Raw genomic sequence first — 13,168 nt, 5'->3', positions numbered from 1 at the left:
ATATGGCTATCGTTGCTCGATCGGTTTTGCTTCGCGCGGTGTCTGCCCAACGAAAAGCTGGCGTGGCCGGCCAATTTTTTGATCCGGCTCGGAAATCATTTCATTCCATTGCGCAATCCAGCCAACCGTGCGCGCCATCGCAAAAATACAGGTAAACATCGAAGTCGGAATACCCAACGCGCGCTGCACAATGCCTGAATAAAAATCAACATTAGGATAGAGTTTGCGCGAGACGAAATATTCATCTTCCAGCGCAATTTTTTCTAGCTCCATCGCCAATTTGAAGAGTGGTTCGTTCTGCAAGCCCAACTCTTCAAGCACATCATGGCACGTCTCGCGCATGAGTTTAGCGCGTGGGTCATAATTCTTATAGACGCGATGGCCAAAGCCCATTAACTTTACACTTGAGTGCTTATCCTTGACCTGCTTGATAAATTCTGGAATCCGCTCTGGCGAGCCAATTTCTTCTAGCATATTGAGTGCAGCTTCATTCGCTCCGCCATGCGCCGGTCCCCATAGACAGGCAATGCCTGCCGCCACGCAAGCAAATGGGTTAGCGCCCGATGACCCGGCAAGCCGTACCGTTGACGTTGAAGCGTTCTGCTCATGGTCAGCATGTAAGATCAAAATGCGGTCAAGAGCACGCACCAATACCTCGTTAACCTTATACTCTTCGCATGGATTGGCAAACATCATGCGCATAAAGTTAGCGCTATATGACAATTCGTTGAGTGGGTACACAAACGGCATGCCAATATTATATTTATACGCCATTGCAACCAACGTCGGCAGCTTAGCAATTAACCGGATGGCCGATACTTCGCGATGACGGGCATCGTTAATATTCAATGAGTCGTGATAAAACGCGGAGAGAGCGCCGACACACCCCGTTAATACTGCCATTGGATGCGAGTCCCGCCGAAAACCCCGGAAAAAAAACTGCATCTGCTCGTGCACCATCGTATGCTTAGTGACCAGCTCGTTAAATTCCCGTTTCTGTTCGATCTTGGGTAAATCGCCTTTTAAGAGTAAATAGCAAACGTCCAAAAAATCGCCATGCACTGCAAGTTGCTCAATCGGATAGCCGCGATGCAAGAGTTCGCCGTTGTCACCGTCAATATAGGTAATGGCCGAATTGCACGCTGCCGTGGACATAAAACCTGGGTCATAGGTAAATTTACCGGTTTGTCCATATAGCTTGCGAATATCAATCGCATCGGGGCCCTGGGTGCCCTGGTAGATTGGCAGTTCAACGCTGGGCGAGCCATCACTAAAAGAAAGCGTCGCTTTTACATCGGATGGAGTCATAAGCGTCCTCAAGTTAAAAAATGGCATAGCGGGTGTTGCCAAAAAAAGCAGGCCGTGAACCTGTTTAGATTCTGCGGTAAAATTAAAATGGATTGTTCATTTAACTGGCGCGTAACAGCGCCAATACACGTAATCCATCCGCGCTGGCGAGTTCGCCTTGCGGCTGCGATCGAGCAAGAAGTAAGTCTAACAAATCGTTATCGCTAAGCTCCAACAGCTGAGTCAGCGCCCCTACGTCAGCATCGCTCAGCGTATGCTCATAACGACTAAAAAAACGTTCAATGATGAGATCGTTTTCCAGCAGCCCGCGCCGCGCGCGCCAACGCAATCGGGCCCGTTGCACGGGGTCTGCTTGATGAGAAACAGTTTCCATTTTAAATGCCCGCTTCAACGTCTATGCTTAAATTGCACGGCGCACCATGAGTTCTTTGATTTTACCAATTGCCTTAGTTGGATTCAGCCCCTTCGGGCAGACATCAACGCAATTCATAATCGTGTGGCAACGGAACAAGCGATAAGGGTCTTCCAGGTTATCTAGGCGCTCGCCGGTCGCACGATCCCGACTGTCAGCAATAAAACGATACGCTTGCAATAAACCAGCGGGGCCAACAAATTTGTCTGGGTTCCACCAAAAACTCGGGCAAGAAGTCGAGCAGCTAGCGCATAAAATACATTCATACAATCCATCCAGCTCATTACGTTCTTGTGGAGATTGTAAACGCTCTTTTTCTGGTAGTGGCTCATCATTAATCAAATAGGGCTTGATTGAATAATATTGATCAAAAAAATGCGTAAAATCGCAAATCAAATCACGTACTACGGGCAACCCTGGCAGCGGCCTTAGCGTAATTCGCTGCGGCAGCTCATTCATATTGGTTAGGCAGGCAAGCCCATTTTTACCATTAATATTCATCGCATCCGAGCCGCATACGCCTTCGCGACATGAGCGGCGAAAGGCGATCGATTCATCCATCGATTTCAGCTTGATCAATACATCGAGCAGCATTTTGTCATGCGCGTCGAGCTCAAGCTCGTAAGTTTGCATGCGTGGTGCTGCGTCCTGGTCTGGATCATAGCGATAAATCTCAAAAATACGTTTTGTCATCTCGAACTTCCGTTGGCCTAACCTAGCATGCAGGCACACTGTATCAACTGATTGCGCTTGATGCTTTTGTCAGACATATCTAGCAAAAATAGGCAGCGCTTAAAAGGTGCGAGCCTTTGGCGGTATCGTTTCAACTGTCAGCGGCTTCATTTGCACTGGCTTATATTCCAAACGATTATCCGCGCTATACCAAAGAGTATGGTGCAGCCAATCTCCGTCGTCGCGCTCTGGATAATCGCGGTGCGCATGTGCGCCACGGCTTTCTTTACGCGCTTCGGCTGAAGTCATCGTGGCACGTGCAACTTCAATCAAATTAGCCAATTCCAGTGCTTCGACCCGCGCCGTATTAAATACTTTTGATTTATCTCGCAAGTGCACATGTTTAACGCGCTCAGTCAACTCGCTCATTTTTGCAACGCCTGCTGCGAGTAATTCACTGGTCCGAAAAACGCCTGCATGAGCTTGCATGGCCTGACGAATATCGCCCGCAATATGCTGTGTATACTCACCAGTCGTGCTTACCTCAAGCTCAGCTAACCGCGCCAACGTACGTTCGGCAGCATCGGCTGGCAACGGTTTATGCTCCGCTTGAGCCTTCACTTGCTGAATAATATGGTTACCTGCAGCCCGGCCAAATACAACCAAATCCAGCAATGAATTAGTGCCGAGACGATTAGCGCCATGCACCGATACGCACGAACATTCGCCAACAGCGTAAAAACCACTGACTGGGGTTTGACTATTACCCTCTTTGCCAACCACCTGACCATTAATGTTGGTCGGGATGCCGCCCATTTGATAATGAATTGTAGGCACCACTGGAATCGCCTCTAAAATACAATCCACATTGGCAAATTTAAGTGCGATTTCACGGATTGACGGCAGTCGTTTAACAATGGTTTCAGCCCCAATATGCGATAAATCCAATAGCACATGGTCTCGCTGTGGCCCACAGCCGCGGCCTTCCTTGATTTCTTGGTCCATCGCGCGGGAAACAAAATCGCGCGGGGCAAGATCTTTCAGAGTTGGCGCATAACGCTCCATAAAACGTTCGCCATGGGCATTGCGTAAAATTCCACCTTCGCCACGCACCCCTTCTGTAATCAAGACGCCAGCGCCTGCTACCCCAGTTGGATGAAACTGCCAAAACTCCATATCTTGGAGAGGAATACCGGCTCGTGCAGCCATGCCAAGACCATCGCCCGTATTGATAAATGCATTGGTTGAAGCCGCATAAATACGGCCAGCGCCACCCGTTGCAAAGAGTGTGCACTTGGCTTCCAAAATATAAACCTCACCCGTTTCCATTTCGAGCGCAGTCACGCCAAGCACGTTGCCCTCTTGATCGCGGATCAGATCAAGCGCCATCCACTCAACGAAGAAGTGAGTTTTTGCTTTAACATTTTGTTGATAAAGCGTATGCAGTAATGCATGACCGGTTCGATCCGCCGCGGCACAAGCGCGCTGTACGGGTTTCTCGCCATAATTTGCAGTATGCCCGCCAAACGGACGTTGATAAATCGTACCATCAGGGTTACGATCAAACGGCATGCCAAAATGCTCAAGCTCATAAACTGCACGTGGCGCCTCACGACACATGAATTCAATCGCGTCTTGGTCACCGAGCCAATCTGAGCCTTTAATCGTGTCATAAAAATGATAATGCCAATTATCTTCACTCATATTGCCCAGCGAGGCGCCAATACCGCCTTGAGCTGCAACGGTATGTGAGCGAGTTGGGAACACCTTAGATAATACGGCGACCGACAAACCCGCTTGCGCCAATTGCAAAGAGGCACGCATGCCCGAGCCTCCCGCACCGACAATCACTACATCAAAACGCCGGCGGGGTAGCGTACTCTTAATTGCGGCCATTCTTATACTCTCCACAGAATCTGCACGGCATAACCTGCACATACAAGCAGCCATACGATCGTCAACACTTGCAACGTAAGCCGCACACTAAGCGGCTTCACGTAATCCATCCAAATATCACGCAGGCCAACCCAAGCATGATAAAAAAGCGCCAGCAATGCAACAAAAGTAGCTGCCTTCATCCATTGCGCAGCAAAAATCGATGCCCAACCGTCATATGAAAAAGCTTGCGCAGCAAAAAACCAGACGAGCAAAATAAGGGTATAAATCGCCATCACCACGGCGCTCACCCGTTGCGCCAGCCAGTCGCGCAAACCGTAATGTGCGCCCACCACAAGGCGCTTTGGGCCAAGATTATTTTGGCTTGCCATTTAAAAAACCCCGAATAGTTTGAGCGCAATAGCAAACGTGACTATTGACGAAAGGACGAATACAACAGCAGCTGTCTTCTTACTGGCGGCTTTAGCCACCCCATAATGCATATCCATCAGCAAGTGACGAAGACCTGCAAAAAAATGAAATGCAAATGCCCAAATAACCAACAAAAGGCTTAACTTGACCAGCACACCGCTCGCGAACCCCTTTAGCACCTCGAAGCTCGTTGCCGAAGCCAGGCTTTGCTCGAACAAATACAAAGCAAACGGTAAGGAAAGAAAAAGCAGCGCCCCGCTAATACGATGCAAAATTGACACCATCCCTGCTAACGGAAGCCGGTAACTGAGTATCTGCCTAATTCCAATATTACGAAATTCCGGCCTTGGTTTTTTGCTAGCTTCAGCCATACGGTTAAACCTCATTGAATCACACAGCCCGAGATTTTAACGCTTTTTCTGCTTGTCTGACACTATAGAGACTTCGCATAACTCAAACCTGCGCGCGCAGACCCCTTGCAAATAGATGAGTTAAGCAAGTTATAAGGCTGGTTAAAAAAAATTTAAATTTACGTTTTCCATCAAGAACTGCAAAAACCACTTATCATCATCTCGACTTTCTTCAACCAAATAGCAGATTAAATGCCGGAATTTTTTTAACGGGTAATAAGTGGCATTACATCAGCTCCGCCAACGTCGGCGCAAACTGCATTAAATTAACTTAAATCATTCTGATAATAAAACGCGTCAGTTACATACCAACCGCGCCGAACTTCAACCGGCCGGTCGCCATAGGTATAAGACACTCGATCAACACTTAATAGCGGGTGACCTGGTTCAACACCAAGCATTGCTGCAACCTCATCAGCCGCGGCTAGCGCACGAATTTTTTCCGAAGCACGAATCATCCGCGTACCAAATTCTGTTTCAAATAGTACATAAAGCGGTCCATGATACGCAGCCAACCGCTCTAGTGTCAGGCCCCTAAATAAATTGCCTGGCAACCAAATTTCATCGAAGACGGCAACAACTCCACTAAACTGCAGAGTACGTTTGATGAGTACAACTGGCTCATTGGGTTGAAGCTCGAGCGGCCGAGCAATCTCAACCGGTGCACGTAGGCGCCGGCACTCAAGCAAATGACTTTCGTATACGTTCGGCACGCCCGCTTCCGGCAGTAAGCGCAAAAAACGAAATTGCGCACGCGCTTCACTATGCGTCGCAACAAAAGTGCCTTTGCCTTGTCGGCGGATAAGCAAATTTTCAGCAGCCAGCACACTGATTGCTTTGCGTACGGTTCCTTGACTGACTTTATAGCGCGTGGCAAGCTCAACTTCACTCGGAATCGGTTCACCTGGCTTCCACTCACCAACCTCTAAACTCTGTGTAATGAGAGCTTTTATTTGTTGATAGAGAGGGCTAAAGGTAGGAGAAAGCGGCAACTCTACCTGTGCGCTGCGCTCAATTTCAGTAGTCGCCTTCGACAAAGTGGCAGAACGAGTATTCATTGTAGTATTGGATCACAGCGCACTCATACCGTCTACCCGCTGCTTTAATTTATATGTCTTATATAAGATACATGATAATGTTGACTTTCAAGACAGTGGCTTTTAGACTTGGGATCGATTAGGCGCTGCGCCGCCTACACGCGGATTGTTCAATGACTCATTCAGGAAATAATTATGTCTAAACCTGCAAAGCGTATCGCCATCTCCGGTGCTGCCGGGCAAATTGCTTACTCGCTGCTCTTTCGTATTGCCAATGGCGATCTACTTGGTAAAGATCAGCCTATAATTTTGCAACTGCTGGATCTGCCGCAAGCTCAAGCAGCCGTGAAAGGGGTGGTGATGGAACTTGAGGATTGCGCCTTTGGACTGCTGCAAGACATTATTATTACAGATGATCCTAAAATTGCTTTTAAGGACGCCGATTTTGTTTTGTTAGTTGGCGCACGACCGCGTTCAAAAGGGATGGAGCGCAAAGATCTACTCAGCGCCAATGCTGAAATCTTTACCGTGCAAGGCCGCGCTTTAAACGAAGTAGCCAGCCGCAATGTCAAAATACTAGTAGTCGGCAACCCCGCTAACACAAATGCCTACATCGCGATGAAATCTGCGCCCGATTTACCGCAGAAAAATTTCACGTCAATGATGCGCCTTGACCATAATCGCGCTTTGTCGCAACTCGCCGCTCAATCGGGTAAGTCAATCACAGACATTGAGAAGATCATTGTGTGGGGCAATCATTCGCCTACGATGTATCCCGATTTCCGTTTCGCCACGGTTAACGGCGCTAGCTTAAAGCAGATGATCAATGACGAGACCTGGAATCGCGAGGTTTTTATTCCAACTGTTGCTAAACGCGGAACCGCCGTGATCGAGGCGCGTGGCTTGTCGTCAGCAGCCTCCGCAGCCAATGCAGCGATTGATCATATGCGCGACTGGGTACTGGGCAGCAACGGGCGCTGGGTTACCATGGGCATTCCATCCAATGGAGCCTATGGCATTCCTAAAGACTTGCTCTATGGTTTTCCAGTGACAACAGCAAACGGAGAGTACACTTTGGTGTCAGATCTTGAGATCGATGCGTTTTCACGCGAGCGGATGGATCTGGCGCTGCAAGAATTGCTCGAAGAACAGAACGGTGTAAAGCATCTGCTTGGGTAGTCGCGATTGTTTTTGCTTGGAGTTACGATATATAAGGAGACTTGTATGAGAAACCTAGTTATCGCTGTCCTCACTTATCTATTAGTTATCGTACCGGGGGTGCTAGCGAGCAATGCTGTGGCGCACACAGCACAAACCGCCACCTCCTCAAAAGCATCTGCTAAGGCCGAGCGCTTGCGTATCAAGCATGCCGCACACAAAAAAACGGCTGCTAAGCCAGTGAAATGGTCGTGTAAAGGCAAAGAAACACTCTGGATCACCGGCGATATGCAGCGCGACCAAATCCTCACCATGCGTTGGGGCCGTAAAAACTACCAACTGCCGCGCGTCCGAACTACCACTGGTGCTGATCGTTTCTATGATCCGGCCAGCGGTATGAATTGGATTGTTATTCCGTCCAAAGCAATGCTATTCAATGATAAAGGCCAGCATAAAAGACGCCTTGCCGATGAATGTAAGTCACCCGCAATGATTGCTAAGGATACTCCCGCTCCAACCCAAGCAGAGGCAATCCGCAAAGCTCACTAACGAACGGTCGTTCGCAAATCATAGCGCAGACGCTTTCTCGTACTGACGCACATTGCTATAAACGCAATGCATAAGCATAAGTGGGAAAAAGCGGCGCATAGGATTTGCGATTTCTGCCCATAAGGACAAAATGGTTCACACTCTTTACAACACACTCAAAGAATTTGATAGCGGTACTGGCACCGGTGCATTTTACTCGCTGCCGCAGCTAGGTCAGGCGCTTAACCTTAAGCTTGAGCGCCTGCCCGTTTCAATCAGGCTCATACTTGAGTCGGTCTTGCGTAACTATGACGACCTCAAAATCACTCGTACGCATATCGAGCAACTCGCAAACTGGAAGCCCAATGCAATTCGCACTGAAGAAATTCCGTTTGTTGTCGCGCGCGTCGTTTTACAAGATTTCACAGGTGTGCCGCTACTGGCCGATATTGCAGCCATGCGCGATGTGGCTAAACAAATGGGTCAGGATCCAAAATCGATTGAGCCACTGGTGCCGGTTGATTTAGTGGTGGATCACTCAGTTCAGGTCGATTATTTTCGCCGCGAAGATGCGCTCGATTTAAATATGAAGCTGGAGTTTCAGCGCAACCAAGAGCGCTACCAGTTCATGAAATGGGGCATGCAAGCGTTTGATACATTCCGCGTGGTGCCGCCTGGCATTGGCATTGTCCACCAAGTCAATCTTGAATATTTTGCACGGGGGGTGCACCAGAAGAAGGATCTAACGGATCCTCGCCACAACGCCATTTACTACCCCGATACGCTAGTTGGTACGGATAGCCATACAACCATGATTAACGGTATTGGCGTGATTGGCTGGGGAGTCGGTGGTATTGAAGCGGAAGCAGCCATGCTCGGCCAGCCGGTATATTTGCTGACCCCTGATGTGATTGGCTTTGAGTTAAAAGGCCAACTACGTGAAGGGCTCACTGCCACCGACCTGGTACTGACAGTGACTGAACTCTTGCGCAAAGAAAAAGTCGTCGGCACATTTGTTGAATTCTTCGGCGAGGGGGCCGCTTCAATCGCCGTACCGGACCGGGCAACCATCAGCAATATGGCGCCCGAATATGGGGCTACGATGGGTTTTTTCCCAGTAGATGATAAGACTATCGAATATTTTGAAAATACCGGCCGTACCCCACAAGAAATTGACGCGTTCCGTAATTACTTTAAAGCGCAGCACCTCTATGGCATGCCCGCGGCCGGTCAAATCGACTATACCCGGATCGTCACGCTGGATCTAGCTACCGTAACTCCCTCACTGGCTGGCCCTAAGCGGCCGCAAGACCGCATCGAGCTTGGTCAGATGAAGCAAACTTTCACTGAACTCTTCTCAAAGCCAGTCACTGAAAACGGTTTTTCTAAAGACAACAGCGCGCTCGATCAAGCCTATAAGACCCGTGATGGCCTGCCAATTAAAAATGGCGACATCTTGATTGCGGCGATTACGTCCTGTACCAACACATCCAATCCAAGCGTGCTGCTTGCTGCTGGCTTACTTGCCAAGAAAGCGGTTGAAATGGGCCTTAGTGTCGCCCCGCATATTAAGACTTCTCTTGCGCCTGGCTCACGCGTTGTTACCGAATATTTAAATGCAACCGGCCTCACGCCTTATCTTGAGAAGCTCGGTTTTACACTCGCCGCCTATGGCTGTACAACATGTATTGGCAATGCAGGCGACCTCACGCCAGCCCTTAACGAAGCAATCATCCAGCACGATCTCGTAGCCGCTGCCGTGTTATCGGGTAATCGCAACTTCGAGGCACGGATTCACCCGAATCTGCGGGCCAATTTTCTGGCCTCGCCGCCGCTGGTAGTAGCATATGCAATCGCCGGTACGGTCATGCGCGATTTAATGACTGAACCGCTTGGCCAGGGTAAAGGCAAGGATGGAAAAGTACGAGATATTTATCTCGGTGATATCTGGCCATCAAGCCATGAAATCCATCAATTGCTCAAGGTCGCGCTGAATGCAGAAGTATTCAAAAAAAACTACGCGCAGCTTACCCAAAAAGGCGATTTGTGGAGCAAGATTGAAGGCACTGAAGGCCAAACTTATAACTGGCCAAAATCGACTTACATCGCACAGCCACCCTTTTTTACTGATTTTAGGATGCAGCCTGCGGCTCATCAGACTAGCGTCAAAGGCGCGCGCGCACTCGGTATTTTTGGCGATTCAGTCACGACTGACCACATCAGTCCAGCCGGCGCGATCAAAGAAACCTCCCCTGCTGGCTTATGGCTGCAAAAAAATGGCGTGCTTAAAGCCGATTTCAACAGCTATGGTTCACGCCGCGGCAACCACGAAATTATGATGCGCGGAACCTTTGCCAATGTCCGCATCAAAAATTTGATGGTACCGCTGCAGGCAGACGGTATGCGCGTTGAGGGCGGAATTACCCTGCATCAACCCAGCGGAGAATTACTATCCATTTATGATGCGGCCATGCGCTACATTGATGAAGGCGTGCCAACCATTGTTTTTGGTGGTGAAGAATACGGCACAGGCTCCTCGCGCGACTGGGCGGCCAAAGGAACCCAATTGCTCGGCGTAAAAGCTGTGATTGCCTGCAGCTTTGAGCGAATTCATCGCTCGAATTTAGTCGGGATGGGGGTTTTGCCGCTGCAATTTATGAGTGGCGTAAGCGCGCAAACGTTAAATCTACAGGGCGATGAAAGCTTTGATCTTGAGGGCTTTGAGCACATCAAGCCACAGCAGCACGTTACGCTCACCATCCACCGCACCAATGGCATGCTGCAACGCGTGCCTTTATTGCTGCGCATCGATACGCCGATTGAAGTGGATTACTACCAGCATGGCGGTATTTTGCCGTTTGTGCTGCGTTCGCTGCTCACTCATTAAATCTGCTCTCAGCATTAAGTACCACGCCTGCCAGACAACTCACTGGCAGGCTGTCCTCTCACTTTTCTGGCTAAGCGCCGCATCCATTCTAATAAGGTTCAAGATTGAATCGACAAAACCAGCAAAGCCCGCAATCGTTGCCTTACATTCCCCCTGTGTTTCAATTTATAGTAGAAGCATACTTTTTTTTCGTGTATGCTTTTCAAAAAGCTGAATTCAATGCAATAGGCTCCCTCCCGTTGGGGGAAACTATACGTTGTTAAGCAATATAAAAATAATAGAAGTTTTTGATGTCCGTTATAAAAAACATGATGAAATGGATGGACCGGAATTAACAACCATGATTGGTTAAATTCTGGCTTGGAAGCTGGATGAATGATTAAATCCAGCACCGCATTAAAAAGCAAAAGGAGACTTTTAGAATGAGCAATCCGTTTGATGACCCCAATGGTGTTTTTTTGGTATTGGTTAATGCCGAAAACCAGCACTCGCTATGGCCTAACTTTGCTGAAGTACCCGCAGGCTGGCAAACCGTGCATGGACCCGATGCGCGCCAAGCATGTCTTGACTATATCGAAACGAACTGGGCCGATATGCGCCCCCAAAGTCTGATTGACGCCATAGGTAGCTAATAATTGGCACACTTCGCTCTAAGGTGAAGGTGTTTGTTTGGCACGCCTGGCTGGTTTGTGTGATGTGTAATCGTGCTGTTCTTGTTATGTCTTAACAAAGGAATAATAATATGCGCATTCTCGGTATTAACTCCGCCTATCATGAATCATCAGCATCAATTATTGTAGACGGTAAAATTGTAGCGGCTGTCGAAGAGGAAAGGTTCACACGAAGAAAACATGCGAAGGAAGCGAGTGTCGCTAATCCAAATGAGCTGCCTGAACACAGTATCCGTTTTTGCCTTTCTTATGCCGGCTTGACGGCCGCGGATCTAGACGGGGTTGCTTACTCGTTTGATCCATCTCTTAGGAAAAGCAAATTTAAGCTTGACTCTCTAAGCCAACCGGGTGATTGGGGAAGTGCCGAGGGCGAAAAAATATTTCTCTCCAAGCTCAGTCAGATCCCTGATGCAGTCGATAAATTTTTGGGCCGGAAATTCGGTGATAAATTTTCATTTATTCCACATCACATAGCCCATGCAGCCTCCACATTCTATCCCTCTGGCTTCGATGATGCTGCCATCCTCGTAGTGGACGGAATTGGCGAATCAGGGTGCACCTTACTTGCCTGCGGCAACGGACCCAATATAACCTCGCTGGACGAAATACATTACCCGCATTCAATTGGGTTTATCTGGGAAAAGCTCAGTAAGTATTTGGGGTTTTCAGAATATGACGCTTGCAAACTCATGGGCTTAGCAGCCTATGGCGATCCAGCTGTTTTTAGGAAGGATTTTCAAAGACTGTTGCAGCTTGGAGAAAGTCGATATGCGGTAGATCCGTCTGTTGCACGTTTCCGTCTGCCGAATTTCGATCAAATTGAAGCCTTATTTGGTCCAGTTCGAGCGGATAATGGTCCGATCTTAGAACATCACCACAATGTCGCTGCGGCCCTTCAAGAAGCCACCGATGAGGCTTTACTTGGCCTAGTTCGTGAACTCCGTACACTCACAAAATCAGATAATTTATGCTGCGCGGGTGGTGTAGCACTGAATTGTGTAAGCAACTCAGTGATTAAAGAGAGTCGCATATTCTCAAAAATATATATCCCTACGGCTCCGCATGATGCTGGAACAGCGGTTGGGGCGGCGCTTCACCTTTATTATTCCCGTTCTGGCCAGCGCTCATTGTTTGCGGATAATAATCCCTATCTCGGCCCGGAGTTTTCAGATGCCGATATTATGACTGCATTCCAGGAGGCCGGCCTGCAAGCGCAACGATCCACTGATCCTGCCTATGACGCAGCGACCATGATCGCTGATGGCAAGGTCGTTGCTTGGTTTCAAGGCCGGATGGAGTTTGGGCCGCGGGCGCTGGGTAATCGCTCTTTGCTGGCGGATCCACGCAATGCGTCAGCGCGCGAACTGCTCAATGTGAAGGTTAAACACCGCGAGGAGTTTCGTCCTTTCGCACCGAGCGTGCTGGCCGAGCAAGCATCTCACTGGTTCGATTTAGGGGAGGCCTCTTTGAGCCACCACTCTATGCTCTTTGCATGTCCGGCAAAGCAAGACCGCCTCACCTCAATCCCAGCGGTATTACATAAAGACCACTCTGCTCGAGTCCAAATGGTGAGCCGAGATAGCAACCCCGATTTCCATGCGCTGATCACACATTTCTCCGACATGACTGGCGTACCGTTGGTGCTCAATACATCGTTTAACGACAGCGAGCCGATTGTGTGCTCCCCATCTGATGCGATTAAAACCTTCCAGGGTACGGCGATTGATGCTTTATTTATTGGCGATATGTTTGTCGTCAGATAAAGAAGCCCCCCTTTC

12 protein-coding genes are annotated in these 13,168 nt (G+C 48.9%); 5 read left to right on the top strand and 7 right to left on the bottom strand.

The features are described from left to right. Positions 1-6: 6 nt before the first annotated feature. The 7 genes from KMZ15_RS02560 to KMZ15_RS02530 all read right to left on the bottom strand — a co-directional run bounded on the left by KMZ15_RS02560 (position 7) and on the right by KMZ15_RS02530 (position 6,167). A complete protein-coding gene (locus KMZ15_RS02560; protein WP_223693874.1) occupies positions 7-1,308 on the bottom strand; it encodes a citrate synthase in 1,302 nt (433 codons plus the stop codon). 100 nt (positions 1,309-1,408) lie between these two features. Further along, positions 1,409-1,681 (bottom strand): succinate dehydrogenase assembly factor 2, encoded by a 273-nt coding sequence (locus KMZ15_RS02555; protein WP_223693871.1) that lies wholly within the window; start codon positions 1,679-1,681, stop codon positions 1,409-1,411. Positions 1,682-1,708: 27 nt separating this feature from the next. Continuing rightward, complete coding sequence (locus KMZ15_RS02550; protein WP_223693868.1) at positions 1,709-2,413, bottom strand: succinate dehydrogenase iron-sulfur subunit; 705 nt, start codon at positions 2,411-2,413, stop codon at positions 1,709-1,711. A 99-nt stretch (positions 2,414-2,512) separates the two neighbouring features. Further along, positions 2,513-4,288 (bottom strand): succinate dehydrogenase flavoprotein subunit, encoded by a 1,776-nt coding sequence (sdhA, locus tag KMZ15_RS02545; RefSeq protein ID WP_223693866.1) that lies wholly within the window; start codon positions 4,286-4,288, stop codon positions 2,513-2,515. A 2-nt stretch (positions 4,289-4,290) separates the two neighbouring features. Then, positions 4,291-4,659, bottom strand: coding sequence for a succinate dehydrogenase, hydrophobic membrane anchor protein (gene sdhD, locus KMZ15_RS02540; RefSeq protein ID WP_223693864.1), 369 nt, complete (start codon positions 4,657-4,659; stop codon positions 4,291-4,293). Then, entirely contained in the window at positions 4,660-5,070 is a 411-nt protein-coding gene (gene sdhC, locus KMZ15_RS02535) for a succinate dehydrogenase, cytochrome b556 subunit (RefSeq protein WP_223693861.1), read from the bottom strand. 305 nt (positions 5,071-5,375) lie between these two features. After that, on the bottom strand, positions 5,376-6,167 hold the full coding sequence (locus KMZ15_RS02530) for a GntR family transcriptional regulator (protein WP_223693859.1): 792 nt from the start codon (positions 6,165-6,167) through the stop codon (positions 5,376-5,378). Between the two features lie 174 nt (positions 6,168-6,341). On the opposite strand from KMZ15_RS02530, the gene KMZ15_RS02525 reads away from it, so the two are divergent. The 5 genes from KMZ15_RS02525 (at position 6,342) to KMZ15_RS02505 (ending at position 13,153) form a co-directional block, all read left to right on the top strand. Next, on the top strand, positions 6,342-7,325 hold the full coding sequence (locus KMZ15_RS02525; RefSeq protein ID WP_223693856.1) for a malate dehydrogenase: 984 nt from the start codon (positions 6,342-6,344) through the stop codon (positions 7,323-7,325). Positions 7,326-7,370: 45 nt separating this feature from the next. Continuing rightward, a complete protein-coding gene (locus tag KMZ15_RS02520) occupies positions 7,371-7,853 on the top strand; it encodes a hypothetical protein (protein WP_223693854.1) in 483 nt (160 codons plus the stop codon). A 130-nt stretch (positions 7,854-7,983) separates the two neighbouring features. After that, the gene (acnA, locus tag KMZ15_RS02515) at positions 7,984-10,719 is read left to right on the top strand and encodes an aconitate hydratase AcnA (RefSeq protein WP_223693851.1); all 2,736 of its coding nucleotides are present in this window, start codon (positions 7,984-7,986) and stop codon (positions 10,717-10,719) included. A gap of 422 nt (positions 10,720-11,141) precedes the next feature. Then, complete coding sequence (locus tag KMZ15_RS02510; RefSeq protein ID WP_223693849.1) at positions 11,142-11,351, top strand: MbtH family protein; 210 nt, start codon at positions 11,142-11,144, stop codon at positions 11,349-11,351. A gap of 110 nt (positions 11,352-11,461) precedes the next feature. Continuing rightward, complete coding sequence (locus KMZ15_RS02505; RefSeq protein WP_223693847.1) at positions 11,462-13,153, top strand: carbamoyltransferase C-terminal domain-containing protein; 1,692 nt, start codon at positions 11,462-11,464, stop codon at positions 13,151-13,153. The last annotated feature ends 15 nt before the right edge of the window (positions 13,154-13,168 follow it).

It is taken from the genome of Mycoavidus sp. HKI, assembly GCF_020023735.2.
Lineage (GTDB): Bacteria > Pseudomonadota > Gammaproteobacteria > Burkholderiales > Burkholderiaceae > Mycoavidus.
This window is presented reverse-complemented; position numbering and strand designations above follow the sequence as displayed.

Bases quoted from the DNA above. Each gene is read 5' to 3' on its own strand.
- KMZ15_RS02525 (WP_223693856.1), top strand. From the start codon at position 6,342: ATGTCTAAACCTGCAAAGCGTATCGCCATCTCCGGTGCTGCCGGGCAA.
- KMZ15_RS02520 (WP_223693854.1), top strand. From the start codon at position 7,371: ATGAGAAACCTAGTTATCGCTGTCCTCACTTATCTATTAGTTATCGTA.
- acnA (WP_223693851.1), top strand. From the start codon at position 7,984: ATGGTTCACACTCTTTACAACACACTCAAAGAATTTGATAGCGGTACT.
- KMZ15_RS02555 (WP_223693871.1), bottom strand. From the start codon at position 1,681: ATGGAAACTGTTTCTCATCAAGCAGACCCCGTGCAACGGGCCCGATTG.
- sdhD (WP_223693864.1), bottom strand. From the start codon at position 4,659: ATGGCAAGCCAAAATAATCTTGGCCCAAAGCGCCTTGTGGTGGGCGCA.
- KMZ15_RS02505 (WP_223693847.1), top strand. From the start codon at position 11,462: ATGCGCATTCTCGGTATTAACTCCGCCTATCATGAATCATCAGCATCA.
- KMZ15_RS02550 (WP_223693868.1), bottom strand. From the start codon at position 2,413: ATGACAAAACGTATTTTTGAGATTTATCGCTATGATCCAGACCAGGAC.
- KMZ15_RS02530 (WP_223693859.1), bottom strand. From the start codon at position 6,167: ATGAATACTCGTTCTGCCACTTTGTCGAAGGCGACTACTGAAATTGAG.
- KMZ15_RS02510 (WP_223693849.1), top strand. From the start codon at position 11,142: ATGAGCAATCCGTTTGATGACCCCAATGGTGTTTTTTTGGTATTGGTT.
- KMZ15_RS02560 (WP_223693874.1), bottom strand. From the start codon at position 1,308: ATGACTCCATCCGATGTAAAAGCGACGCTTTCTTTTAGTGATGGCTCG.
- sdhA (WP_223693866.1), bottom strand. From the start codon at position 4,288: ATGGCCGCAATTAAGAGTACGCTACCCCGCCGGCGTTTTGATGTAGTG.
- sdhC (WP_223693861.1), bottom strand. From the start codon at position 5,070: ATGGCTGAAGCTAGCAAAAAACCAAGGCCGGAATTTCGTAATATTGGA.